General features: G+C 73.6%; 23 protein-coding genes and 1 pseudogene. 13 read left to right on the top strand and 11 right to left on the bottom strand.

The genetic code is table 11. The features are described from left to right. Window positions 1-2 precede the first annotated feature (2 nt). On the bottom strand, window positions 3-674 hold the full coding sequence (locus tag ACFV57_RS15675; protein ID WP_385231188.1) for a TetR/AcrR family transcriptional regulator: 672 nt from the start codon (window positions 672-674) through the stop codon (window positions 3-5). Window positions 675-725: 51 nt separating this feature from the next. On the opposite strand from ACFV57_RS15675, the gene ACFV57_RS15670 reads away from it, so the two are divergent. The 4 genes from ACFV57_RS15670 to ACFV57_RS15655 all read left to right on the top strand — a co-directional run bounded on the left by ACFV57_RS15670 (window position 726) and on the right by ACFV57_RS15655 (window position 3,703). Beyond that, window positions 726-1,697: a DUF2867 domain-containing protein gene (locus ACFV57_RS15670; RefSeq protein WP_385231185.1), complete on the top strand. Its 972-nt coding sequence runs from the start codon at window positions 726-728 to the stop codon at window positions 1,695-1,697. Window positions 1,698-1,848: 151 nt separating this feature from the next. Further along, complete coding sequence (locus tag ACFV57_RS15665; RefSeq protein ID WP_385231182.1) at window positions 1,849-2,610, top strand: 4'-phosphopantetheinyl transferase family protein; 762 nt, start codon at window positions 1,849-1,851, stop codon at window positions 2,608-2,610. 173 nt (window positions 2,611-2,783) lie between these two features. After that, on the top strand, window positions 2,784-3,326 hold the full coding sequence (locus ACFV57_RS15660; RefSeq protein ID WP_385231179.1) for a GNAT family N-acetyltransferase: 543 nt from the start codon (window positions 2,784-2,786) through the stop codon (window positions 3,324-3,326). Beyond that, on the top strand, window positions 3,326-3,703 hold the full coding sequence (locus ACFV57_RS15655; protein WP_385231176.1) for a glyoxalase superfamily protein: 378 nt from the start codon (window positions 3,326-3,328) through the stop codon (window positions 3,701-3,703). Before ACFV57_RS15660 ends, ACFV57_RS15655 begins: the two co-directional genes overlap by 1 nt. A gap of 72 nt (window positions 3,704-3,775) precedes the next feature. Here the strand turns inward: ACFV57_RS15655 and ACFV57_RS15650 are convergent, their stop codons facing one another. Then, window positions 3,776-4,174 (bottom strand): DUF6204 family protein, encoded by a 399-nt coding sequence (locus ACFV57_RS15650; protein WP_385231173.1) that lies wholly within the window; start codon window positions 4,172-4,174, stop codon window positions 3,776-3,778. A 229-nt stretch (window positions 4,175-4,403) separates the two neighbouring features. On the opposite strand from ACFV57_RS15650, the gene ACFV57_RS15645 reads away from it, so the two are divergent. Together ACFV57_RS15645 and ACFV57_RS15640 are read left to right on the top strand one after the other, a co-directional pair. After that, on the top strand, window positions 4,404-5,309 hold the full coding sequence (locus ACFV57_RS15645; protein ID WP_385231170.1) for an arginase family protein: 906 nt from the start codon (window positions 4,404-4,406) through the stop codon (window positions 5,307-5,309). A gap of 108 nt (window positions 5,310-5,417) precedes the next feature. Then, the gene (locus tag ACFV57_RS15640) at window positions 5,418-7,439 is read left to right on the top strand and encodes a DUF5107 domain-containing protein (RefSeq protein ID WP_385231167.1); all 2,022 of its coding nucleotides are present in this window, start codon (window positions 5,418-5,420) and stop codon (window positions 7,437-7,439) included. Window positions 7,440-7,562: 123 nt separating this feature from the next. On the opposite strand, the gene ACFV57_RS15635 is transcribed toward ACFV57_RS15640, so the two are convergent. Both ACFV57_RS15635 and ACFV57_RS15630 read right to left on the bottom strand, forming a co-directional pair. Then, complete coding sequence (locus ACFV57_RS15635; protein ID WP_385231164.1) at window positions 7,563-8,642, bottom strand: methyltransferase domain-containing protein; 1,080 nt, start codon at window positions 8,640-8,642, stop codon at window positions 7,563-7,565. A 316-nt stretch (window positions 8,643-8,958) separates the two neighbouring features. Then, a complete protein-coding gene (locus ACFV57_RS15630) occupies window positions 8,959-9,423 on the bottom strand; it encodes a cupin domain-containing protein (protein ID WP_385231161.1) in 465 nt (154 codons plus the stop codon). A gap of 427 nt (window positions 9,424-9,850) precedes the next feature. Between ACFV57_RS15630 and ACFV57_RS15625 the strand changes: the two genes are divergently transcribed. From ACFV57_RS15625 to ACFV57_RS15615, 3 genes and pseudogenes are all read left to right on the top strand, one after another. Beyond that, the gene (locus ACFV57_RS15625) at window positions 9,851-11,059 is read left to right on the top strand and encodes a serine hydrolase domain-containing protein (protein ID WP_385231158.1); all 1,209 of its coding nucleotides are present in this window, start codon (window positions 9,851-9,853) and stop codon (window positions 11,057-11,059) included. A gap of 58 nt (window positions 11,060-11,117) precedes the next feature. After that, window positions 11,118-11,361: pseudogene (locus tag ACFV57_RS15620) on the top strand (zinc-binding dehydrogenase); the annotation flags it as partial. A 300-nt stretch (window positions 11,362-11,661) separates the two neighbouring features. After that, a complete protein-coding gene (locus ACFV57_RS15615; RefSeq protein WP_385231156.1) occupies window positions 11,662-13,347 on the top strand; it encodes a BCCT family transporter in 1,686 nt (561 codons plus the stop codon). Window positions 13,348-13,406: 59 nt separating this feature from the next. On the opposite strand, the gene ACFV57_RS15610 is transcribed toward ACFV57_RS15615, so the two are convergent. Then, complete coding sequence (locus ACFV57_RS15610) at window positions 13,407-14,402, bottom strand: LacI family DNA-binding transcriptional regulator (RefSeq protein WP_385231153.1); 996 nt, start codon at window positions 14,400-14,402, stop codon at window positions 13,407-13,409. A 97-nt stretch (window positions 14,403-14,499) separates the two neighbouring features. Here ACFV57_RS15610 and ACFV57_RS15605 point away from each other — a divergent pair, with 97 nt between their 5' ends. The 3 genes from ACFV57_RS15605 (at window position 14,500) to ACFV57_RS15595 (ending at window position 17,671) form a co-directional block, all read left to right on the top strand. Continuing rightward, the gene (locus ACFV57_RS15605) at window positions 14,500-15,501 is read left to right on the top strand and encodes a nucleoside hydrolase (protein WP_385231151.1); all 1,002 of its coding nucleotides are present in this window, start codon (window positions 14,500-14,502) and stop codon (window positions 15,499-15,501) included. Continuing rightward, complete coding sequence (gene add / locus ACFV57_RS15600; protein WP_385231148.1) at window positions 15,498-16,493, top strand: adenosine deaminase; 996 nt, start codon at window positions 15,498-15,500, stop codon at window positions 16,491-16,493. Before ACFV57_RS15605 ends, add begins: the two co-directional genes overlap by 4 nt. Window positions 16,494-16,747: 254 nt before the next feature. Then, entirely contained in the window at window positions 16,748-17,671 is a 924-nt protein-coding gene (locus tag ACFV57_RS15595; protein ID WP_385231145.1) for an NADP-dependent oxidoreductase, read from the top strand. 99 nt (window positions 17,672-17,770) lie between these two features. On the opposite strand, the gene ACFV57_RS15590 is transcribed toward ACFV57_RS15595, so the two are convergent. The 5 genes from ACFV57_RS15590 to ACFV57_RS15570 form a co-directional block, all read right to left on the bottom strand. Continuing rightward, window positions 17,771-18,121 carry a VOC family protein gene (locus ACFV57_RS15590; RefSeq protein ID WP_385231142.1) on the bottom strand — a complete coding sequence of 117 codons (351 nt, stop codon included), beginning with the start codon at window positions 18,119-18,121 and terminating at the stop codon, window positions 17,771-17,773. An 88-nt stretch (window positions 18,122-18,209) separates the two neighbouring features. Beyond that, window positions 18,210-19,373 (bottom strand): CapA family protein, encoded by a 1,164-nt coding sequence (locus ACFV57_RS15585; protein WP_385231139.1) that lies wholly within the window; start codon window positions 19,371-19,373, stop codon window positions 18,210-18,212. 93 nt (window positions 19,374-19,466) lie between these two features. Further along, a complete protein-coding gene (locus ACFV57_RS15580; protein WP_385231136.1) occupies window positions 19,467-20,327 on the bottom strand; it encodes a methyltransferase domain-containing protein in 861 nt (286 codons plus the stop codon). A gap of 81 nt (window positions 20,328-20,408) precedes the next feature. After that, the gene (locus ACFV57_RS15575; protein WP_385231134.1) at window positions 20,409-21,890 is read right to left on the bottom strand and encodes a bifunctional phosphatase PAP2/diacylglycerol kinase family protein; all 1,482 of its coding nucleotides are present in this window, start codon (window positions 21,888-21,890) and stop codon (window positions 20,409-20,411) included. 148 nt (window positions 21,891-22,038) lie between these two features. Next, on the bottom strand, window positions 22,039-22,494 hold the full coding sequence (locus ACFV57_RS15570) for a CBS domain-containing protein (RefSeq protein ID WP_385231131.1): 456 nt from the start codon (window positions 22,492-22,494) through the stop codon (window positions 22,039-22,041). Between the two features lie 398 nt (window positions 22,495-22,892). Between ACFV57_RS15570 and ACFV57_RS15565 the strand changes: the two genes are divergently transcribed. Further along, window positions 22,893-23,174: a DUF6158 family protein gene (locus tag ACFV57_RS15565; RefSeq protein WP_385231128.1), complete on the top strand. Its 282-nt coding sequence runs from the start codon at window positions 22,893-22,895 to the stop codon at window positions 23,172-23,174. Between the two features lie 361 nt (window positions 23,175-23,535). Here the strand turns inward: ACFV57_RS15565 and ACFV57_RS15560 are convergent, their stop codons facing one another. Continuing rightward, the gene (locus ACFV57_RS15560) at window positions 23,536-24,627 is read right to left on the bottom strand and encodes an enolase C-terminal domain-like protein (RefSeq protein WP_385231225.1); all 1,092 of its coding nucleotides are present in this window, start codon (window positions 24,625-24,627) and stop codon (window positions 23,536-23,538) included. Window positions 24,628-24,692 lie beyond the last annotated feature (65 nt).

Here is a 24,692-nt window from a genome sequence, read left to right as displayed (position 1 = left end):
GGTCAGCCCCTGCGGAGCAGGGTGTCGATCACCGAGTCCAGGTACCCGTCGCGGTCCGCCCCGCCGGGCAGGCTCTCCGGGACGGCGTGGCCGAGCTGGGTGTGGCCGAGATACGCCGTGTACACGAGCAGGCCCCGCCGTCGGGCCTCGGGCTCCGGGAAGCCCAGCGCGGCGAACAGCTCGGCGATATAGCCGATCCGGCGGTCCGTCACCCGCCGCAGGACCGCGGCGACGCGCGGGTCCGCCGCCGTCGCCAGCAGGGAGATCTCCAGCAAGTCCGCGGCCGCCGCCGCGGTCGCGTGCGCGAACAGGGCGCGCAGCCGCCGCTCCAGGTCGGGTTCCGCCTCGACCGCGGTGATCACGGCTTCGGTGTGCAGCTGCTCCCAGCGCTCCAGCGCGGCGTCGACCAGCGCGTCCCGGTTGGCGAAGTGCCAGTAGAAGCTGCCCTTCGTGGTGCCGAGGCGGGCGGCGATCGGCTCCACGGCCACGGCCGCCAGGCCGCCTTCGCCGATGGCCGCGAGGGCGGCGTCGGCCCAGTCCCGGGCGGTCAGGCGACGGCGGGCGCCGCCGTCCTTCCCGCCGCGGCCCGCGCTGCCCGAGGGGCCGTCGGCGGAGCTGCCCGCGGGATCGCCGACGGTACTGCCCGTGGGGTCGTCCGTTCGCCGTCGCGCCATGACCGTACGCTACCGTATGGTCGAACATACGCAACCGTATGGAGGTGCCCGATGCGCACGGTCCGCGATGTCCACGCACGCACCGTCCAGGCGCCCGCCGAGAAGGTCGGAGCCCTGCTCGACCGGCTGGCCGGTGACGACGACCCGCTCTTCCCCGTGCCCGCCTGGCCCGCCATGCGCTTCGACCGCCCGCTGGGCGTCGGCGCGACGGGCGGCCACGGCTTCGTCCGCTACCGCGTCACGGCCTACGAGCCGGGGCGCCGCGTCCGCTTCGACTTCCCCGGTGGCGGCCACCACGCCATCGAGATCACCCCGCTCGGCGCCCGGAGCTGCCGGGTGACGCACGTGCTGGAGGACCGGCTCGCAGGGCGGAAACTGGCGGCGTGGCTGCTGGCGCTGCGGTGGGCGCACGCCACCGTCGTCGAGGAGGTCCTCGACAACGCCGAGCGCGCCGCCACCGGCACCGTCCGCGCCCCGGTCCGCCGTTCGCGGTGGGTGCGGCTGCTGAACCGGCTCCTGTGGGACCGCCCCACCGCCGTCGCCGTCCCGCCCGGCGCCCGGCTGGCCCGCACCGCCTTCGCGCGTACGGACTTCACGGACGCCTGGCAACTGCCGCTCCCGCCCGGCATGCCGCGCGACCCGGCGGCCTGGAAGGGCGTGCTGCGCGGCGCGTTCCCCGAGCAGGGCCGCGCCACGACCGCGGACGGCGGCGAGCTTCTGCTCGGCCGGGACGCCCGGCACCTGGACTTCCGGGCGTCGATCCTGATCGAGAGCCCGGCCGCGGGGCCGGGGGAGCGGACCGTGGGCCACGACGGCCGGGTGACGCTCAGCACGGTCGTACGCCTCCACAACACCGGCGGGAGGCTCTACTTCGCGGTCGTCCGGCGCGTTCACCCGGTGCTCGCCCGGGCGACGCTCCGCCGTACGCACCGCCGCCTTGCGCTGGCCGCACCGAGCGCGGGGGAGCGCGAGTTGGCGGCGCGCGCCCCGCAAGCCGGGTACGGTCACCGGACACGGCCGTAACGGCTCCCGGCATCCGCACCGCGCCGGACCCGCCCGCACGCGCCGCGGGGAAGACCGTACGGGCCGCGCGGCCGGACGGACCGGACGACCGGCCGTTCGGGCCGGGCGGCGCCGGGCGGACGCGCAAGCAAGGAAAGAGGGAGTGCGACCGATGACCACGGGCGATACCTGGGCCCCGAGCGAGGAGCGCGGCGCCGTGCGGCCCGCCCTGATACCCGGGCTGTACGACGCGACCGCGCTGCCGGGCCCGCTGCCCGCCGACGGCCCCCCGGAGGTGTCGCTGTGGCTGGTCCGCACCGTGCCCGAGGCCGGGCTGCACGACAGGGCGGTGCTGGACGCGGCCGAGCGCAAGCGCACCGACGCCTTCGTCCGGCCCGGCGACCGTGACACCTACGCCACCTCGCACAGCGCGCTGCGCCGCCTGCTCGGCGCGTATCTGGACCGCGATCCGGCGGCGCTGCGGTTCCTGCGCGAGTCCTGCCCCTGCTGCGACGAGCCGCACGGCCGGCCCGCGCTGGCCGACGCCGGGATGCCGCTGCACTTCTCGCTCTCGCACACCGGCGACATGGCGCTGATCGGCTTCGCCCGTACGCCCGTCGGCGTGGACATCGAGAAGCAGGCCTCGCCGCGGACCGTGGCCGAGGTGTCGGGCATGCTGCACCCGCGGGAGCGCGCGACGCTGGACGCCCTGCCGGAGCACAGGCGGCCCGCCGCCTTCGCGCGCTGCTGGACCCGCAAGGAGGCGTACCTGAAGGGCACGGGCAGCGGTCTGGCCGGTGACCTGATGACGACGACGCTGGTCGGCGCCGGGCCGGAGCCGGTCGCGATGCCGGGGTGGGCGATGGCGGACGTGGCGGTGCCGGAGGGGTTCGCGGCGGCCTGCGCGACCCGGGTGGAGGATGCGGGCGCCTGAGCAGTCCTGTCGGTCCTGACCGGCTCCCACGGCGCTGCCGGTCAGGTGCCGACCGGCGTCGTATCGCGCCGGATGCCACACTTCTTGCATGGCGTGCCTGCGTGCGGGAGGCGTGGCGGACGGCGCGATCGAAATATCTGGCGTCCGGGTGCACCGGTTCATAGGATCGGACGATGGCTGACGATCATTATCTCGCCACCGGCCCGCGGGTCGGGCTCCGGCACTTCTCGCCGGCCGACCGGGCCGAGTTCACGGCGCGGGCGCGGGAGAGCGTGCGGCTGCACCGGCCGTGGCTCACGCCGCCCACCACCGACGCGGCCTACGACGGCTACTTCGCCAAGCTCCAGGAGCCGACGCGCGAAGGGTTTCTGATCTGTGAGCTGGAGACCGGCCGGATCGCCGGTTTCCTGACCATCAACAACATCGTCCACGCCGCGTTCCGCTGCGGGGCGATCGGGTACGGCGCCTTCGCGCACGCCGCCGGGCGGGGCCTGATGAGCGAGGGACTGCGGCTCGCCCTGGGGTACGCCTTCGACGAGCTGGGGCTGCACCGCTTGGAGATCAACATCCAGCCGGCCAACGAACGCTCGATCGCCCTGGTCAAGCGCGCGGGCTGCCGGCTGGAGGGCTACTCGCCCGACTTTCTGTTCATCGACGGCGCCTGGCGGGACCACGAACGCTGGGCGATCACCCACGACATGTTCGAGGCGGCCTGATGCCCGAGATCACCTTCCTGCCCCCCGTGCCGGTCCTGCGCGTCTTCGACGTGGCCAAGGCACACGAGTTCTACCTCGGGTACCTGGGCTGCACCGTCGACTGGGAGCACCGCTTCGCGCCGGAACTGCCGCTCTACACGCAGGTGTCCCGCGGCGGCCTGGTCCTGCACTTGTCCGAGCACCACGGGGACGGGACGCCGGGCTCGGTGGCGTACGTGGAGCTGGCCGGGGTGCGGGCGCTCCACGCCGAACTGGCGGACAAGGACTACCCGTTCCTGAAGCCCGGCCTGGAGGAGGACGCGGAGATCGGGCTGTCGCTGACGCTCACCGACCCGTTCGGCAACCAGCTGCGGTTCAACGAGCCGCCGGGGGAGTGAGCCGCCGGCGGAGCAGGCTGCCGCGCGGCCGCCCGGTGCGGCGGCCCCGGCCCCGGGCGGCCTCGGCGGCCGTCACCGGCCCTTGCGGTTGATCTTCATGGTGTCCATGTCGGTGGCCGACGAACGCAGGTCCCGGTAGCCGTATCCGGCCGCCGTCAGCGCCGCCTCCGCCTTCTCCTCGGCGAGGGCGGCCGCCAGTTCCTCGCCGTCCGCCGCGTCCGAGACGATCACGTACCGGTACGTGAACGACCGCAGCGCGGCGTCGTAGGCGAGCGCGCCCTCGGGGGTGAACCGGTGCTGCGCCAGGCCGTGGTCGTCCACCTCGGCCAGCAGCTTCGCCCTGGCCCCGTCCGTCAGACCGTCCCACCGGCCGCGCACGATCACCCGGTAGGTGTGGTCCGTCTGATCCGTCTGATCCGTCTGATCCGTCTGATCCGTCCGGCCCGTCTGGTCCGCCCGGTCCGTCGCCATCGCCGTGTCCCTCGTTTCCGTTCCTGCCGCGGGCTGCCCCGTGGGCCGCCCGGTTTCCCGGCGCGCGGGTCCGGATGTCCCGGCACGGCCCGCACACCGTTTCGATGCAGGTGTAACGGTAAGGCATGCCCGCCGGCCGCGCGCCCCCTTTTCCCGGCGCTGCCGATTCGCCGTCGCGGCTCCGCGGAAAAGTGTTGAAGATCGCGGGCCGGTGCGGTGGGATGGCCGGATGCGCCGCATCGTGCTCCTCGACGCCCCCTCCAACCTCGGGCTGCGCCCGCCCGCGCCGGGAACCGTCCCCGGGTGCTGCAAACTGGCGGGCGCGCTGCGCGAACAGGGCCTGCTGCGGCGGCTCGGCGCACTGGAAGGCGGCGTCGTGACACCGCCCCGCTACGACCTGGGCGACTGGCGCGAAGGCGACGGCGACTTCAACGCCGCGGCCATCGCCGACTACACCCGCCGTCTCGCCGGCCGCGTCGAGGCGCATGTCCGCGCGGGCGAGTTCCCGGTCCTGCTCGGCGGCGACTGCTCCATCCTGCTCGGCGCCGTACTGGCCCTGCGGCGCACCGGCCGGTACGGAGTCGTCTACCTCGACGGACACAGCGACTTCCGGCACCCCGGCAACACCGGCCGCAACGGCCCCGTGGGCGCCGCGGCCGGCGAGGGCACCGCCCAGATCACCGGACGCGGCCAGGCCGACCTCACCGACATCGACGGCCTCGCACCGTACGTACGCGACGGCGACCTGCACATCCTCGGCATCCGCGACGCGGACGAGGACCGCGCCGAACTGGCCTCCCTGGCCATCGGCAACCACACCGCCGGCGAGATCCGGGAGCGGGGCCCGGACGTCGTCGCCCGCAAGGTCCTGCGTGACCTCCAGGACTCGGCGCCGGACGGCTTCTGGATCCACCTCGACGCCGATGTGCTCGACCCCTGCGTGATGCCCGCCGTCGACAGCCCCGACCCCGGCGGGCTGCTCACCGGAGAACTGCGCGAACTGCTCGCGCCACTGGCCGCCTCCCCGCGCTGCGTGGGGATCGACCTCACCGTCTACGACCCGGACCTCGACCCCGAAGGCGCCGGCGCGGCGCTGCTCGCGGACCTCCTCGAAGGCGTCTTTGCGCAACCCTGACCGCAGCGGGCCTCAATAGGCCCTGTTCAGACGCCCGCTGACAGGGTTCCATGGTCAACAGGCGGCCACCGCAGCAGAGGTGGCCCGGTACAACCATGCGAGGCAGCCGTGGCCACGAGTGTGCGACGCACCACCCTGACCCTTCCCGCAGCGCCCGTCGGCCCGGCCAGCCCACTGCCCGCCGTGCGCGCACCGGGCGACGTCCACCGCGTCGAACTGCCCGAGGGCTCGGACCTGCCGCCCGACATGGCCCGCCAGCTCGCCTACGCGCCACTGGACTCCCTGCTGCCGGTGGGCATCCGCGACGGCTACGGCCGTACGCGCACCGAAACCACCCTCGACGCACTCGTCATCGAGAACGACCGGCTGCGCGCCACCGTCCTGCCCGGCCTCGGCGGCCGGGTGCACTCCCTCCACCACAAGCCCACCGGCCGCGAGCTGCTCTACCGCAATCCCGTGCTCCAGCCCGCCAACTTCGCGCTGAACGGCGCCTGGTTCTCCGGCGGCATCGAGTGGAACACCGGCGCGACCGGCCACACCACCCTGTCCTGCGCCCCGGTGCACGCCGCGGCCGTACCGGCGCCCGACGGCGGCGAGATGCTGCGCCTGTGGGAGTGGGAGCGCCTGCGGAACCTCCCCTTCCAAGTTGACCTCTGGCTTCCGGAAGACTCCGACTTCCTCCTCGTCGGTGTTCGCATCCGCAACCCGCACCTGAACGCGGCCCCCGCCTACTGGTGGTCCAACATCGCCGTACCCGAGGACGAGCACACCCGCGTCCTCGCCCCGGCGGACCACGCCTGGCACTTCGGGTACGAACACCGGCTGCGCCGCATCCCCGTACCCGAGTCCGACGGCGCCGACCGCACGTATCCGCTGCGCAGCGAGTTCCCCGCCGACCACTTCTACGACATTCCGGACGACGAGCGCCGCTGGATCGCCTCGCTCGACGCCACCGGCCACGGCCTCGTCCACACCTCCACCGACACACTGCGCGGCCGCAAACTCTTCCTGTGGGGCGCGGGCCGCGCCGGGCGCCGCTGGCAGCAGTGGCTCACCGAGCCCGGCACCGGCGGCTACGCGGAGATCCAGGCGGGCCTGGCCCGTACGCAGCTGGAGCACGTACGCCTCGAAGGCGGCGCGGAGTTCGCCTGGCTGGAGGCGTACGGGCCGCTCGCCGCCGACCCCGCCGCGGTGCACGGCGCGGACTGGGCCGCGGCCCGCCGCGAAGCCGGCGACCGGCTCGAAGCGGCGCTGCCGCGCGAGCGCGTCGAGGCGGCCTTCGCCGCGTGGCGGCCGTACGCCGACGCCGAACCGAAGGAGTCCCTGGCCACCGGCTCCGGCTGGGGCGCCCTCGAACGGGCCCGTACCGGCCACGACCTGCCCGGCACCCCCTTCGCCGAGTCCACCCTCGGCCCCGACCAGCGGCCCTGGCTGACGCTGCTGCACACCGGCGACTTCCCGCGCGACGGCAGCGTGCCCGCCGCGCCCCTGGTCGCCGCGCCGTGGCGCGACCTGCTGGAGTCCGCGCCGCCCGGACCGGCCACCGACTACCACCTCGGCATCGCCCAGTGGCACGCGGGCGACCGGGCCCAGGCCGTTCGCAGCTGGGAACGGGCCCTGGCCCACGGCACGGACTGCCGGCCCCTGTACTGCCTCGCGGCCGCCGAGGAGGCGGCGGGCGAGACGGCGCGTGCGGCGCAGCGCTATGCCGAGGCGTTGGAGTGCGTGCCCGACGAGCCGGACGCATCGGAGGTACACACCGCCCCGCTCCTCCCCGCCCTGGTACGCGTCGCCGTCCCCGCGCTGCTCGCCGCCGACCGGACCGACGAGGCCGCGGCCGCCCTCGACCGCCTGCCCGCCACCGCCCGCGCCGACGGCCGACTCGCCCTGCTGACCGCCCAGGTGGCCCTGGCCCGGGGTGACGCCCGAGCCGCCCGCGCCGTCTTCGACCGCGGCTTCGAAGTCCCCGACCTGCGCGAAGGCGATGAAACCCTCAGCGACACCTGGTACGCCACAGCCGAACACCTCACCGCCGGTCCGGGGAGCCCCATAACCCCCGCCATCCGGTCCGAGGCCCGCGCGGAACACCCCCTTCCGGAACGCTACGAATTCCGCATGCGGGAGGTGTGAGAAGCGGAACGGCCGGGGCCGGGCACGGGGGCTGTGGACGGGGGCGGGGGACTGCGCCGGTGCGGTCGCGGCCTCGATCATGGACGGTGGCGCGGTGATCGCCGCACTGCGTCGCGCGGCTGTTCAGGTGAGCCAGGTCTGTGCGGTGCGCGGCTCGTCGCCGCTCCAGACGCGGGTGGACCCGGGTGTGACCGTCATGCCGAAGTCGTAGAGGCCGGGGGAGCCGCGCTTCTCCCAGCGCCGCCACGCGTGTCCCAGTTCGTCGGCCAGGCGTCGGGGCCCGCCCTGGTACACCGTCCCGGGGCCCTGGGCGGGGGCGAGGAGGGTGGCGCGGGAGGAGCGGCCGTCGTGCAGCCATACGGTGGTTCCGGCGTCGGCCGCCTCGGTGTGGACGCGTACGTCGGCCAACTGGACGCGCAGGGCGAACAGCAGGTTCATGTCGGCGTGCAGCGGCCGCGGGTCGTAGGTGAGCGGCTCTTCGGAATCGATCGGTGTGCCGGTGCGGACCTGATGCAGGGAGAGCCCCTGGCCGGTGCCGCGCGCGGGCATGAACGTGGCCAGGCCCTGCATCCAGCCGGTGGCCGAGCGGCCGTCGTCGGCCACGGTGAGCGCCACGTGCCCCATCCGGCCCCAGGGCGCGACGATGCGGCCGCCCGGCCGGGTCTGCTCCACCCACGACCACGGCACCTCCTCCACGGCGTAGGTGGATTCGACGCGGTCGTACGGCGCGCCCGCGGGCCGGCCCTCGGAGCCGTCGCCGACCTGGACGTCGGCCGAACTGCCCACGTCCTCCAGGCGCTCGCGGGCCGCGGCGGCAAGTTGGGGGTCGTATTCCACGCTGGTGACGGTCCCGGGCCCGGTGCGGTGCTCCAGGAGCGCGGCATTCCAGCCCGTGCCGGTGCCCAGTTCCAGCACCCGGTGGCCCGGTTCCGGCATGAGGGAATCGAGCATGTCGGCCACGATCGCGGGGCAGGACAGGCTGGAGGACGGCAGTCCGTCGGTGATCTGGGTGACGGCGGAGGCGGCCGGTCCCGCGTACACCAGAGCTGCCCAGCCGTCGGGGGCGCTCCCGCGGTCCACCGGTACGTACGTCTCTCCGTTCCAGTCCCACAGCCGTGACGGGGCGAACAGGTGACGTGGCCGGCCCGCGACCGCTTCGCGCACCCACGGCGCCGCCACCGGCCAGCGTCCCTGATCCTCCATGGCACGGTCCAGCTCACGCTGCCGCGCGCCGAGGTCATCAGCACATGGTTCGTCCACGGCGTTACTTGCGGCGGGTGCCGCTCGGGGGCGGCGGGGCGGGCACCTTGCCGTCACTGTTCCCCGGTGGCGGCTTGCCCCGACTCGGGTCCGGATCAGGCTTCCCATGCTTGGACATGTTGTCCTCCCCCTCTTTCCACGCCGGCGACGGGCCGGACGAGGATCACTTCCCCGGAGGACCGGCCCGGCATCCGCGCCGGGCATCAGGAACATCCGCGCGATGACCGGTGGCAAGCCGCCGTAGCGGTCGGCGGGCGCCCTAGGCAGGCGGTGGGTTGTCGAGGAGTACCAGGCCGTACCGCGTCAGGACGTCGGTGTGCTCGGTGTCGCTTCGCGCTTCGGCGGGGCCGATCGAGTGGAAGTACCCTTCGACGGCTCCGGGGTTGTTGATGATGAGGAGTTCGGCGGTCGGTGTGATGGTCTGGAACGTGTGGGGGACCAGCCGGGGCCCGTAGACGTAGGCGCCTGCCTCGGCGTCGTGTACGTCGCACTTGTCGAGCGAGGCCGATCCGACCCAGAACCGGACGCGGCCGGACAGCACGACCCAGCTCTCGTCCTCCCGGCTGTGGCTGTGCAGGGGTGGCGCGTCCGCGCGGTGCACGGTCAGACGCATGACGGTGACCGCCCCGTTCGTCTCGGTTTCCGACACGACCTGCTCGATCACGCTCTTGTAGTAGCGGAAGTCCGGGCCGTCGCCCGGGTTCCGTACGAGGGCGATGCTCATGTGCGGTTCTCCTCCCGACGCGCGGCCCCCGGGTAGGCGGCCGGTTCGACGGAGCCAAGGTGATTTACGCTTCAATCATTGCTCGTGCGGAGGAGCGGCGCCATGCCGTGGAGCGATGTGGCTTGTTCCGGGGCGGTCCCGCGGCGGCTGGAATGTGCCCATGGGCGGGGGGCTTTCGGCCCCGTTCCGCTCCGTGCAGAACATACTTCGGAGGCCCGAATATGATCGGTCGGCTATTGCTTGCCGAGGCGCACGCGGCCTCTGTGGCGCACGAGTTGCCGCTCCCGCCGCGTGCGGTCAGGGGAGGAGACCGCGTATGCGCAGACGTGCCGCCCGCGCCAGTCGCGTTGCCCGTACCGCCCGCGCTCGTACGCGCCGTGGTCAACTAAGGACGTGCGCGCGGGGGTTGCTGTCCATCGTCCTCGGCGTGTCCGCCTTGGCGGGGCCGGTGTCGGCACAGGCCGCCGGGTCCGGTCAACGAGGTCCCGCACGGCATCAGTTGACGCAAGAGGCGCTGGACCGGCTGGTGGCGGAGGTCCGGCTGCCCGGGGTGGCCGCTCTCGCCCGGGACGAGGACGGGGCGTGGAACGGTGCGGCCGGGGCCGCCGACCTGGACACCGGCCGCAAGCGCAGCCCCGCCGACCATTTCCGGGCCGCCAGCATCACCAAGACGTTCCTCGCCACCGTCATCCTGCAACTGGAGGCCGAGGGCCGGCTCCGCCTCGACGACACCGTGGACCGGTGGCTGCCGGGCGTCATCCACGGCAACGGCAACGACGGCGGCCGGATCACCCTGCGCAACCTGCTCCAGCAGACCAGCGGACTGTTCAACTTCGGCGACGATCCCGGGATCAAGGGATTCTACGTCGGCGCGGGCTTCCTCCGGCACCGTTACGACACGTTCGCCCCCGAGGACGTACTGAGCGCGGCGCTGCGGCACCGGCCGCTGTTCGCGCCCGGCAAGGGCTGGTCGTACTCGAACACCAACTACCTCGTCGCCGGAATGATCATCAAAGAGGTGACGGGCCACTCCTACCGGCACGAGATCGAGCGGCGCATCCTGCGACCGCTGAAGCTGGGCGAGACGTCCTTCCCCGGAACCGCCCCCACCCCGCCCGCCCCGCGCCCCGTCGCGTACTCCACGCTCTACGTCCAGGACCCGCACGCGGCCGTCCACGACGCGACGGACTACAACACCACCATGTGGGCGGGCTCCGCCGACCTGGTGAGCACGACCGGGGACATCGCACGTTTCCTGACCGCACTGCTGCGCGGGGACCTGCTGCCGGCAGCACAGATGCAGGCCATGCTGCACTCGGTGCGCCTGCCGGAGGAGGCCCTCCCCGACCGGTACGGGCTCGGCCTCATGGGCCGCGACCTGTCCTGCGGGATCACGGTCTGGGGCCACGACGGGGGGCTGCACGGATCGCTGTCGCACGCCTCCGGCACGGTGGGGGGCCGGCACGTGCTCACCCTCGACATCAACGGTGACTGGCTGACTCGGCAGTCCGCGCAGAAGTACCAGGACGTCATGGAGGCGGAGTTCTGCGGCAAGGCGCCGGGCATGGGGCCGAGCAAGGCGCCCGGCGCGGCCCACGGCGACGCGTCCGGCAGGGCACCGCTGGTGATGGGCTAGGGGGCGGTCCCGCGGCCCTGGTCGGCGCCGCCACGGCCGGCCGGAAGGAGGCGTGTGCGGCGGCGCACTGTACCCGGTGTACTTCGGAGAGATTCGACGACGAGGAGAGCGCGAGGCTGGGCATCACCGTATCCGGCACGCAGGTACGGGCGAACGGCGCTCAGCTCGCGGAATTGGGGCGCCTGATGGACGCGGGCACGATCCGCGTCGCCATCGACGGCACGTTCGCGCCCGCAGGCGCCCGAGCGGCACACGAGCGCGCCGCCCAGGGGCACATCCAAGGCAAGATCGTGCTCACGGTCCCTTGGGGCGACGGGGGGAGCGGGCGACGCCGTCGCTCACGAGAACAGCGGGCCGCGGCGCGCCCAGGAGTGATCCTTGTCAAACGCCGCACCCCTTCCAGCCCGCACCGGACTGCGAAACCGCAGGTCAAAGGGGTGTCGATGAGTTTGGGCGGCTCTCCCTGATTTGACCGCATCGCCCCATGGATAGCAGCCTTCCCCCCGACCCGCGCACCGAGCGGTCCTGCGTCTCGTGAGCGCGTGCGTCCTTGCGGTGCGTCATGCCCTCGTGTGCGAACGCCCCCGTCAGCAAGGAACCTCATGCCGACTCCCCATGCCCCCACCGTCACCGGCGCGGCCGTCCCCGCCGGGACGGAGCAGGTCACGGACGGTGACGACGAGTGCCATACGGCCCCGTCGCCGTCCGGAGGCCGTAGGCGCACCGACATCCCGGTGCTCGCCGTCAGCGGCGGACTGCTCACCGCGTTCGTCCTGGCCGCGTTGATCGCGCCCACGGCCACGGGCGACGTCGTGAACGCCGTTTTCACCTTCGTCGCGCGCTGGTTCGGTCCGCTGTGGCAGGTGCTGCTGCTCGCGACGTTCGGCGTCGCGCTCTGGCTGGGTTTCTCCCGGTACGGGAAGGTGCGGCTGGGCGGTGCCGCGGCGCGCCCGGAGTACGGCAGGTTCCAGTGGGTCGCGATGATCATGTCGACGCTGCTCGCGGGCGGCGGAGTCTTCTTCGCGGCGGGCGAGCCCGTACAGCACTACGTCGAGACCCCTCCCTACTACGAGGGCGTCAAGAGCGGGACGCAGCAGGCGGCCGACGCGGCGCTCTCCCAGAGCTTCGCGCACTGGGGCTTCCTCGCCTGGGCCGTCCTCGGGACCCTCGCCTCGATCGTGATGATCCGGGGCCAGGAGCGCGGTATGCCGCTGCGCCCGCGGACACTGCTGTACCCGTTGCTCGGTGAGCGCATCCGGCATTCCCGGCTGGGGGCCGCCGTCGACATCGTCTGCGTCATCGCCGTGGTGGCGGGCACCGTCGGACCGATCGGCTTCCTCGGACTCCAGGTCTCGTACGGCCTCTCCGCGGTCTTCGGCATCTCCGGCGGATACCCCGTACAGCTGGCTGTCATCGTCCTGCTGACCGTCGTCGCCGTCCTGTCCGTCGCCAGTGGCATCGACCGCGGCATCCAGTTCTTCAGCAGGGCCAACATCTGGCTCGCCGTCGCCCTGATGGCCGTCTTCCTCGTGCTCGGCTCCCTCGGCTTCGTGCTCGACTCCTTCCTCGGCGGACTCGGCCAGTACGCGAAGGACTTCGTGCCGCTGGCCCTCAACCGGGGCGACCACGCGTGGCTCGGTTCCTGGACGGTCTTCTTCTTCGGCTGGTTCCTGGGCTACGGGCCGCTGATGTCCATCTTCGTGGCCCGCATCTCCAAGGGCCGTACGATCCGCGACCTCGTGGTCTCCACCGCGATCATTCCCCCGCTGGCCACCATGTTCTGGTTCACCGTGTTCGGCGGCACCGGCATCTTCCTCGAACAGCAGCACCCCGGCTCCGTCTCGGGCCCGCTCAAGGCCGTCGGCATGGACGCCGCCGTCATCTCCATGGCCGAACAGCTCCCGATGGGCGCCGTGGTCGCGGTGGCGCTGCTCCTGCTGACCATCACGTTCGTGGTGACCACCACCGACTCGATGTCGTACAGCATCGCCGCCGCCGGGACGAAGACCGGCGAACCCACCCGTGCGGTACGCGCCTTCTGGGCCCTGCTCATGGGCGCGGCGGCCGCCGTGCTCATCCTCGTCGGCGACGGCGGCATCACCGCGCTGCAGTCGTTCATCGTCGTCACGGCCGTGCCCGTCGGCTTCATCATGCTCCCGACCCTCTGGACCGCGCCGCGCGTGGCCAAGGAGATGGCCCGGGAACAGAACCTCCCCCCGGCCGGGCCGCCGGTCGCCGCCCCGGAGCCCGAGCCCTCGGCGCCCGGACCGCGCGAGCCGCAGGCCTGAGGGGGCGGCCTCGCGTCCGTTGAGCTGAGGAGTCGTCGGGGGAGCGGTGGCCGGCCTTCTTATGCGGGTGTGCAGCCGCAGCTCTGACGCAGGACGAGCGAGGCGGGAGCCGGGGGCTGGGGGGACGTGCCGTTGAGGAGGAGGTCTACGGCCTGCTGGGCCATGGCGTGCAGGGGCTGCTCGGTGGCGGTGAGGGCGGGGGCGGTGTAGGCGGTGTCGGGGGACCCGTCGAGGCTGATCACGGCCAGCCGGTCGGGGACGGGCAGGCCGCAGGCCCGGGCACCGGCGAGGACGCCGATGGCCTGTTCGTCGGTGGCGGTGACCAGGGCGGCGGGCATGGCGTCCTCGCCGATCAGGCGTTGCGTCAGGGTGGCTGCCGCGCCGCGGGCGTACGCGCAGCGCAGCAGCGGGGCGTCGGTTCCGGCGAGGGCCGTCTGCCAGGCCGCGTGGCGCCGGCCGACCGGGCCGGTGTCGTGCGGCCCGGCGAGAAAGGCGACGCGGGTGTGCCCGTGGCCGCGCAGGTGGGCGACGGCCTGGCGGACGGCGGCCTCGTTGTCGGCGGTCACGGCCGGGACCTGGGCGTCCTCGGGCCGGTTGTGGACGTACACGGCGGGGACACCGGCGCGCCCGGCCTGGGTGGCGATGTCGGCGCCGCCGTCGGCGGAGACGATGACGAGCCCGTCGACCTGGGCGGCGAGGAACTTGTCGGCGAGCTGCTTCTGCCGGTCGGGGGAGTAGCCGGCGTTGCCGGTCAGGGTGAGTTTCCCGTGGGTGTCCAGCGCCTGCTCGATGTGCCGGGCCAGCGCCCCGAAGTACGGGTTGGAGGCGTCGGCCAGGATCAGGCCGACCACGCCGGTGGTGCGGGAGCGCAGGGCCCGGGCGATGCGGTTGGGGCGGTAGTCCAGGTCGGCCGCGGCGGCGAGGACCCGCTCGCGGGTCTCCGCCGCGACCGGCCTGGGGCCGTTGTTCATCACATAGCTGACCACCGCCGTCGAGGTCCCGGCCGCGCGGGCCACGTCCGTCAGCGTCGGCGCCTTGCTTGTTCGCTTCGTCATAGGCCTTGCATGGTCGCATCTAAACGTTTAGACAATGGGGGCGAAACCCCACTCCCGGCTACGCGGCGCAGTCGTCCCGTACGAAAGGAGCACGGCCATGCCTGCCGTTCCCTTGATCATCGACACCGACACCGGTTCCGACGACGCGGTCGCGCTGCTGCTCGCCGCCGCCGGCGGGCTGGGCGACATCCGGGCGGTGACCACCGTGGCGGGCAACGTGCCCGTCGGGACCGGTACCCGTAACGCGCTGATCTCCCTGGAGACCGCGGGACGTACCGACATCCCCGTCCACCCCGGCTGCGCCCGGCCGATGACGCGGCCCCTGTCCAGCGCGCAGCAGGTGCACGGCGAGGACGGCATGGGCGACATCGGCCTGCCCGACCCGACGGCCGCCGGCCACGGCACCCACGCAGTCGAGGTGCTGCTGTCCCGCCCCCGCGAGCACCCGGGAGAGCTGACACTGGTCACGCTCGCCCCGCTCACCAACATCGCCGCCGCCCTGCTGCGCGACCCCGCGCTGTTCACCCGCTACCGGCACGTGTACTGCATGGCCGGCGCCGCCGACCTGCGCGGCAACATCGCACCCACCGCCGAGTTCAACGTCTGGGCCGACCCCGAGGCCGCCCGGATCGTCACGCAGGCCGCCACGCCCGAGAAGGTCACCTGGATCGGCTGGGACGTCTCGCGCCAGGACGCCGTCATGACCGAAGCCGACCAGCGGCGCCTGGAGCGGCTCGGCACCCCGATGGCGACGTTCGCGCACCGCATCAACCGCACCGTCGCCGACTGGGCCCGCGACGTCACCGGGCTGGCCGGCTACGACCTGCCCGACCCCGTCGCCATGGCCGTGGCCCTGAGGCCCGGTCTGGTCGTCGAACGCGAACAGGCCTACGTCGAGATCTCCGTCGGCGACGACACACGCGGACAGATGATCATCGATCGGCGCGTGTCCGCTCCCGCCCCCAACCTCACCCTGGTACGCCGCGTCGACGAGACCGGCTTCAAGGAACTCCTCTTCGACACCCTCGCCACTCCCGTCGCGCCGCACACCGGCTCGGGGGCCGCCACCGCCACTCCGCGCATCGGACCGTCTTCATGAGCACCCCCACCGCGCCCATCCCGCGCTACGAACTGCACTGCCACCTCGACGGCTCCGTCAGGCCGGACACGGTCGCCGCCCTCGCCCGCGAACAGGGCATCGCTCTCGACCGGCCGGTACGGGAACTCGTCGCCGCGCCGCCCCACTGCGGCAGTCTGACCACCTTCCTCGCCTACATCGACCTTCCCTTGCAGGTCCTGCAGACTCCTGACGCCCTCACCAGGACCGCCCGGGAACTGGCCGAGGACTGGAAAGCCGACGGCGTCGTCCACGGAGAAGTGCGCTTCGCCCCGCAACTGCACGGCCGTCATGGCATGACCGCGGACGAGGCCGTCCGGGCCGTGGCCGAAGGGCTGGCCCAGGGCCGGGCCGCCACCGGCGTGGCCACCGGGCTGCTGCTGTGCTGCCTGCGCCACCAGAGCCCCGACGAAAGCCTCGCCGTCGCCGAGGCCGCACTGCGGCACCGCGACGTGGTGGCCGGTCTCGACCTCGCCGGTGACGAGACCCTGTACACCGCCCGTCCGCACCGGGCCGCCTTCGATCTCGCCCACGGCGCCGGCCTGCCCTGCACCGTCCACGCCGGAGAGGCCGCGGGTCCCGCGAGCATGTGGGAGGCGATCGACGTCCTCGGCGCCCGCCGCATCGGCCACGGCGTCCGCTGCACCTCCGACACCGCGCTCCTGAACCGCCTGCGCACCGACAGGATCACCCTGGAGATGTGCCCCACCAGCAACGTACAGACCGGTGCCGTCCCCGGGCTCGCCGACCACCCGGCCACCCCACTGCTCGCCGCCGGGCTGCCGGTCACCATCAGCACCGACACCCGTACCACCTCCGCCACCACCCTCCGGCGGGAGTCCGCGGCGCTGCGGCAGGCCACCGGGTGGACCAGCCGGCATGAGGCCCGCGCACAGGAGAACGCCGCCCGGGCGTCCTTCGGCGCGCGGCGGGAGTCCGGCGCCGCGGCGCCGGGCCCCCTTCCAAGTGGGTGATCCGGGACCGATCTTGCGAGCGTATGCGCCCCGGCCGGGTGTGCGAGGGGGAAAACCCTGGGAGAAGCACGGGGACGGGCATGGCGCGGATCTCTGCACGGGACCGCCGGAAAGTGCCAAGAACTGCCAGGAAATGCCAAGAAGCGCCAGGAAGTGCTGGGAACCGCATCGGCATACGACTCGTTGGACGGCCGCGGAGCGGCAGGCACGGCCGCCCTCCGGTCCTCCAGTGCACCCACCCGGGAGACGGAATCATGAAGGCGATCATCGCGAACAGCTACGGCGACCCCGATCGGCTCGGCTGCACGGACCTGCCGGACCCGAAGGTGGGGCCGGACTCGGTGCTGGTGCGGGTGAAGGCGGCCGGGGTCAACCCGGTGGACTGGAAGGTGCTGGCGGGGTATCTCGATCCGCTGATGCACGTGCACTTCCCGCTGATCCCCGGCTGGGACGTGGCCGGTGTCGTCGAGGCCGTCGGCCTGGACGCGACCGAGTTCGCGGTCGGTGACGAGGTCGTCGGGTACGTCCGCAAGGACGAGGTCCAGCACGGCACGTTCGCCGAACTGGTCGCCGCGCCCGTACGGACCCTGGCGCGCAGGCCCGCCGCGCTCAGCTGGCAGCAGGCCGCCGGGCTGCCGCTCGCCGGGCTCACCGCCCTCCAGTCCCTCGACCGGGTGGGGGTGACCAAGGGCGAGACGGTCCTGGTGCACGCCGCGGCGGGCGGCGTCGGGTCGCTCGGGGTGCAGATCGCGGTGGCCCGGGGAGCCCGCGTCATCGGTACGGCGAGCGAGCGCAACCACGACTTCCTGCGCTCCCTGGGCGCCGAGCCGGTGACGTACGGCGACGGTCTGGCCGGCCGGGTGCGGGAACTGGCCCCCGACGGGGTGGACGCGGTCGTGGACTTCGTCGGCAACGGCGTCGTCGACGTCTCCCAGGAACTGCTGCGGGACACCTCGCGGATCGCCTCCATCGCCGACAGCGAGGTCAAGGAGAAGGGCGGGCACCACGTGTGGGTGCGCCCGGACAGCGCCGGACTGGCCGAGCTGGGGGACCTCGCCGACGCCGGGAAGCTCACCGTGCACGTCGACACGGTGCTGCCGCTGTCCGAGGCGGCCGAGGCGTTCCGCCGCAGCCAGGAGGGGCGGACGCGCGGGAAGATCGTGCTGGAGGTCTCCTGACCCGCGGGCACGGCGCTCCGGCGCGTCCCGGTTCCGGCAGGAGGCGCCCGGTACGCGCCTTCGGCGACCGTGCCCCGTACGGCCCGGTGCCGCCGGGCGTCAGGCCGCCTTCCGGTCGACGTACTCGAAGACCGAGCCGTCCGGGTGGCGGGCGACGAGGTTGCGGCCGATCGGGGTGGGCAGCGGGCCCGCGATGATCTGCGCGCCGACCGCCGTCAGGTCGGCCACCGCGTGGTCCACGTCCTTGACGGCGAGCGTCGCGGTGATCTTGCGGAGGACCGAGAGCTGTTCCTCCGGGCCGCTCATCAGGAAGAAGCAGCCGACGGCCGCGACCGAGACGCCGCCCTGCCGGTAGCGCATCGCCTCCGCGCCGGTCAGCCGTTCGTACACGCCGATCGCGGCGTCGAGGTCGGTCACGCACACCCGCAATGAGGTCCCCAGAATGTCCATGGGGAAAGCGTAGTTGGGGCGCCCGCGTGACGCGATCAGTTGGGCGGATGCGGGGGCCGCGGGGCCCGGCCCGGTGGCCCGGCCCCGGTCAGCCGGTCATCCGCAGGCCGTCCTCGGCGCCGCCGCGGGAGAGGACCACCTCGCGTACGGCGTCGCGGGCCCGCGCGTGCGCGGAGCCGCGGGGTGCGGCGGCGGTCAGCGGGACGACGCGGAAGGCGTGGTCCACGTCGGTGAGTTGGGCAGTGAACTCCGCCCTGGTGACCGTCCAGCGGCGGCCCGCCGCCGCGGGCGGCGCGAAGGTGAAGCGGGCCATCGAGCTCTGGTTGCCGCGGGAGTCGACCGCGCCCTGCGGGTTGTACATGTAGCCGGCGAGCTGGTCGCCCATGCCGTACACGACCCAGGTGCCGTTGACCTTCTCGTACGCCTGCGGGACATGCGCGTGGGTGCCGATGATCAGGTCGATGTCGGGGCGGTTCCCGGTGCGGGCCGAGGTGAGGGCGCGGGCGAGGGTGCGCTGCTGCTCGTCCGGTTCCTGCTGCCACTCGGTGCCCCAGTGGAGGCTGACCACGACCACGTCGGCGCCCGCCCGGCGGGCGGCCCGCGCGTCGGTGAGGATCTTCTCGCGGTCGATGAGGCCGACCGCCCAGGGCTGTCCGTCGGGCAGCGCGATGCCGTTGGTGCCGTATGTGTACGCGAGCTGCGCGACCGTCGCGGGGCCCGCCTTGAGGAGGGTGGGGCGGGCGGCCTCGTCGGCGGTACGGGCCGATCCGGCGTGCCGGACACCCGCCGCGTCCAGGGCGTCGAGGGTGCGCCGGACCCCGGCGGCGCCGTCGTCCAGGGTGTGGTTGGAGGCGGTGGAGCAGGAGTCGTAGCCGGTGGCCCGGAGGGCGGCGGCGACCTGCGGGGGCGACTTGAACGCCGGGTAGCCGGTGAACGGTCCGCCGTCCGCGCCGTACACCGTTTCCATGTGGCAGATCGCCAGGTCGGCGCCGGACACCGGGGCCCGTACGCCGGCGAACATGGGACGGAAGTCGTGCCCGCTGCCGTGCGCGTCCTTGCGGGCCTGCTCGATGATCTCGGTGTGCGGGAGCACGTCGCCGGTGGCCAGGAGGGTGAACCCGCCGGGCGCGGCGGCGTTCGCGGGTTGCCCCGAGGTGGCGCCGTGGCGTCCCGCGGCGGGCTGCTGGGGACCGCAGGCCGCCGCCAGGAGTGCCAGGGCCGCCAGGGCGGCCAGTCCGTGCGTGCGTCTCACGGATTCTTCATACCGCCTGGAATGAGATAGTTCGTGCTGGTTGTGGCGGTCGGGTCAGGTCCGCGGGGCCGGGGCGGCCCCGCGGCACCGGCGTCAGACCCGGCAGAGGGCCTCACCGTGCAGGACGCCGAACCACGCGTCCTCCCGAGCGCCCCACTCCCGCCACGCGCCGGCGATCCGGTTCAGCTCCGCCTCGGTCGCGTGGCCGCCGTCCACGGCCAGCCGGGCGTACGCCGAGGCCACCGTGCGGTCCGCCCACAGACCGCTCCACCAGGCGCGTTCCTCCGCCGTCGCATAGGACCACGCGGTGGCCGTCGAGGTGATCGCGGCGTCCGCGAAACCGGCCTCCCGGGCCCAGGCGCGCAGGCGCCGCCCCGCGTCCGGCTCGCCGCCGTTGCCGCGGGCCACCCGCTGGTAGAGGTCCAGCCAGTCGTCCATGCCCTCGACCGCCGGGTACCAGGTCATGGCCGCGTAGTCCGCGTCCCGTACGGCCACCACGCCGCCCGGCCGGGTGACGCGCCGCATCTCGCTCAGCGCCCGCACCGGGTCGCCCACGTGCTGGAGGACCTGGTGGGCGTGGGTGACGTGGAAGGAGCCGTCCGGGAAGTCCAGTGCGTGGACGTCGCCGGTCACGAAGCGGACGTTGGCCAGACCGCGCCCCTCGGCGGTGGCGCGCGCCTGCTCCAGCACGTCCGGCGCGTGCTCCAGCCCGGTCACCCGCCCGTCCGGCACCAGCGCGGCCAGGTCGGCCGTGATGGTGCCGGGGCCGCAGCCGATGTCCAGGACCTCCATGTGCGGCTCGATCGCGTCCAGCAGGTACGCGGCGGAGTTGGCGGCGGTGCGCCAGGTGTGCGAGCGCAGCACGGACTCGTGGTGGCCGTGGGTGTAGACGGCGGACTCGCGGTGGGCGGACCCGTGGCGGTCCTGGGCGTGGACGGCGGACTCGTGCGGCATGGCGGACGGCTCCTTCGCGCTCCCGGTCGACAGGTGTGAGCACCGTACGCCGGGCGATCGCATCATGAGAATGCCGTCTCGCTATTCGGGCAGCAGGCGGTAGACGGTCAGCGCCTCGTTCTCCTTGCAGATCGTCAACTCGCGCGGCGCGGGCGTCACTTCGCCGTCGTACGCGAGTACGCTGCCGTCCGCCAGGCCGCCGATCCGCACCGAGCGCATCCGGGACTCGCCCAGCACGGGGGAGTGCCGCAGCGCGCCCGTCAGGGCCGCGGTCAGCAGCCGCGTACGGGCCAGCCGTCCGCCGTGCACCACCCGCACGTCCAGCACGCCGTCCGCCAGGTCGTGGCGGCGCACCGGCGCCAGGCCCAGCCCGCGGTAGGCGCAGTTGCCCGCGAACAGCAGCCACAGCTCCCGCCGCTTCCCGTTGACCTCCACCGTCACCGGGTCGGCCGTACGCAGCACCTTCCAGGCCGCGAGCACCCCGGCCGGCCACGCGCCGATCCGGCCCGCCCACTCCTCCCGGACGCGCACCAGCTCCGGGTACGCGCCGATGGAGAAGGTGTTGAGGTAATAGGTCGGGTCCTGGCCCGGCGCGGTGCGGAAGCCCGCCAGGTCCACCGCGACGGCCTCGCCGCTCTCCACCGCGCGCGCCGCGTCCCCGAGGGTCTCGATGCCCAGGTCGTACGCGAAGTGGTTACGGGTGCCGCCGGGCAGCACCGCCAGCGGCAGGCCGTGCCGTACGGCGACCGCCGCCGCGGCGCAGACGGTGCCGTCACCGCCCAGGACTCCCAGCGCGCCGCCCGCCCGCTTGGCCTGCTCGGCAGCGTCCTCCAGCGCCTTGTCCATCGACGGCGACTCGGGGTCGCCGCACAGCACCACCTCGGCCTCCGGCAGGACGCCGCGCACCTCCTGCTCCCGGTCGGGGCGCGGCCCGGTGCGCTGCCCGGACGCGTGGTTGGCCACCACGAACAGTCCGCGGCCCGCCGGCAGCGGGGGCGCGTCCGCCGCCGGGCGTGCCGGGGGCGCCAGCTGGGCCCGGGTCGGCGCGAGCCCGCGCACCGCGAGGGCGGCGCCCACGCCGAGCGCGGCCCCCGCCAGGACGTCACCGGGGTAGTGCACGCCCGTGTAGACGCGGGAGAACGCGACGGAGGCGGCGACCGGCGCCAGCGCCAGGCCCCACCACTTGTTCTCGAAGGCGACGCCGGTGGCGAAGGCCGCTGCCGACGCCGCGTGGCCGGACGGGAAGGACGTGGTGAAGGGCTGCCGGTGGAGCCGCCGTATCACCGGCACGGTGTCCAGCAGCGGCCGGTTGCGGCGCACCGAGCGCTTGCCCAGGGTGTTGACCGTGGCCGACGCCGTCGCCAGCGAGGCCACCCCGCGCAGTGCGGCCCGCCGCATCGGCCGCCCGCCGAGCGCGGCGGCGCCCGCCGCGATCCCCATCCACAGCAGCCCGTGGTCGGCGGTGCGCGTCAGTCGGGGCAGCACGCGCTCCGCGCCCGGCCAGTGCCGTGACGCGACACTGTCGAAAATCCGGCGGTCCCATGTACTCAGCAGCTTCGGCATGGCCCACCTGTACCCCGAACGACGGTGCGCAGACAGCGGCCCCACCGTTCCCCGCGTCGTCCGTTTCATCCGCAACCGGCTCCTGTCGGGTCGAACCGGTCGGTTCGGGCGGCCGGGCCGTGGTGGCGCCGGGGCCCGGCCGGAGCCCTCAGACGTAGCCGGCCCCCGCGATCCCGCCGTCCGGCCAGCTGTCCGGCGCGGCCCGGCTGATGTCCGCGAGCGCCGATTCCGGGTCCTGCGCGCGGGCCAGGTCGCCGATGCTGACCACCCCCACCGGTGTGCCGTTCTCCACCACCGGCAGCCGCCGCACCGCGTTCGTACGCATCAGCGTCACCGCCTCGGCGATGTGGTCGTCGGGCCCGACGACCACCGGCTCGGGGGTGCACACGGAGCGGCAGGACACGGCGAGCGGATCGACCCCGTCGGCCACCGCCCGTAACGTGATGTCGCGGTCGGTCACCACGCCCAGCAGTACGCCGTCCTGCGTCACCAGGACGTCGCCGATGTCCTGCGCCCGCATCAGCTGCGCCGCCTCGACGAGCGAGGCGTCCGGCAGCACCGCCGCCACGGCGGGGGTCATGACGTCCCGTACGAACTGTGCCATTGCTGTTCGCCTTCTCTCGGTCGGGCCGGCGGGCGGCAGGGCGTGGGCTCGACGGGACGGCCGGGCGGGCCGGGGCACGAGGGCGCCCCGAGGCCCGTCACCCCGGGGCGCCGTCCGCCGGCGTGCCGCCGGTGCCGGACGTGTCGTGGGGACTGCGGTCACCGTGCCGGGCCGCAGCGGTGCTCGTACGATCGAAGGAGACGACCGGGACGACCGGGCGGTCCGGGGTGCTGGAACGGCCCGCGGAGCCGGGGCCCGGCCTGGTAGTGAGTGGGGTGAGGAATCCGAGTTCCATGCCTGCCTCCGGGGCTCGCGCCGGGCCTGCCGCCGGACGTGTCCGGGTGGTTGTGCCAGCGGGTACCCGAAGGGGAGCACCCGACACGGAGGGAGAAGCCCCGATGCCGTCCCACGACACGTCCACGGACTCCCCGCGGCCCGTGGAGGCGAACGCCACCACGCCGGGAGTACCGCCCGCACGGCTCGACGAGCAGCAGCTGCTGCGTGAGCTGGAAACCATCCACCGCACCCGCCACGACACCCTCCTGCACGGCTCCACCGACGCGCTGGCCACGCACAACGCGCGCATGGCGGAGCTGGAGGGCGAGTACCTGCGCCGCCACCCGCGCCGCTGGGTCGCCTCCGGCCGCACCCGTTCCGGGGCCCGCGCCCGCACCGGCTGAAGCGGTCCGCCCCAACGGCCGCGGACATCGGGATGTTTGGCCGCGTGCGGTCCAGGTACCCGGTGTCCGGCCGAGCGGCCACGGAGAAGACCGCGGAGAACGGCGAGGGGAAAGGGGGAGGGGTGGTGGGGAGGAGCGTCCGGGCGCGGGATGTGGGGTCCCGTGCCCGGACCTCTGTCCGCACTTGCGGGGCAGGGGTGTCTCCAGGGTTTTGACGCTTGATCCCGAAACGCGATGGCCACCGGCGGCGGGCTCACGACATGGCTCACCCACCGACAGGCGGTGGACCTGATCGGGCAGCGCGACACGGTGTTTGCCGTAGCCATCGGAAGCGGGGTCCCGTCCGCGCCGGCCCGCCCCTTCACAGCACCCGGTACGGCGTCGCCTCCTCATGGCGGAACTGCAGCCCATGGCCCGGGAGTTGTCTCGCGCCGGGGCGTACCGTGCCGCCGGACGGGTCGAGGCCGCCGTCGAAGAACATCGACTCGATGCGTACGTGGTCGTGGAACCACTCGATGTGCCGCAGGTTCGGTACGCACGCGGCCGGATGGGCGTGTACGTGCGGGGCGCAGTGGGCGGAGACCTCCAGGCCGTGGGCCTCGGCGAGGGCCGCGGCGCGCAGGAAGACCGTCACCCCGCCGCACCGGGTGGCGTCGATCTGGAGGCAGTCCACGACCGGTGTCAGCCGCGCGAAGTACGGCAGGTCGTAGCCGTACTCGCCGGCCGTCACGTCGCACACCACCAGGTCGCGGACGACCCTGAGGCCCGCCAGGTCGTCGGAGGGCACCGGTTCCTCGAACCAGCCCACGCCCTGGTCGGCCAGCGCCTGGCCGACCCGCACGGCCTGCTTGCGGGTGTAGGCGCCGTCGGCGTCCACGTACAGTTCGGCGCGCGGACCGATCGCCGTGCGCGCGTGGCGCACGCGGGACAGGTCGCGTTCGACGGCCCGGCCCCACTCCTCACCGATCTTGATCTTGACCCGTTCGATGCCCTGGCCGTGCACCCAGCCGTTCAACTGCGTCGCCAGATGCGTGTCGTGGTACGTGGTGAAGCCGCCCGAGCCGTAGACCGGGACCGCCCCGCGCACGGCGCCGATCAGATGCAGCAGCGGCAGTTCCAGCAGCCGCGCCTTGAGGTCCCACAGGGCGATGTCCACCGCGGACAGCGCGCAGGCGACCAGCCCCGGCCGTCCGGCGTTGCGCACCGTACGGCTCATGGCCTCGTACGCGCCCTGGACGTCCAGCGCGTTGCGGCCTAGGACCGGGCGGGTGAGCAGGTCCCGTACGACCGAACCGGCGTCGGCGGCGGCGTAGGTCCAGCCCAGGCCGGTGGTCGTACCGGAACGGGCCTCTACGACGATGACGGTGGTGGTGTCCCAGGCGAGGGTGCCGTCGGCTTCGGGCGCGTCGGTGGGGACGGTGTAGGCGGTGACGTCCAGCCGCTCGACTTTCATGGTGGTGGAGGGCTCCTCTTCGGTCTCGGTACGGACCCGGGTTGCGGCCCCGGGCCCGATCCTCA

This window comes from Streptomyces sp. NPDC059788, from assembly GCF_042732265.1.
Taxonomy (GTDB): Bacteria; Actinomycetota; Actinomycetes; order Streptomycetales; family Streptomycetaceae; genus Streptomyces.
This window is presented reverse-complemented; position numbering and strand designations above follow the sequence as displayed.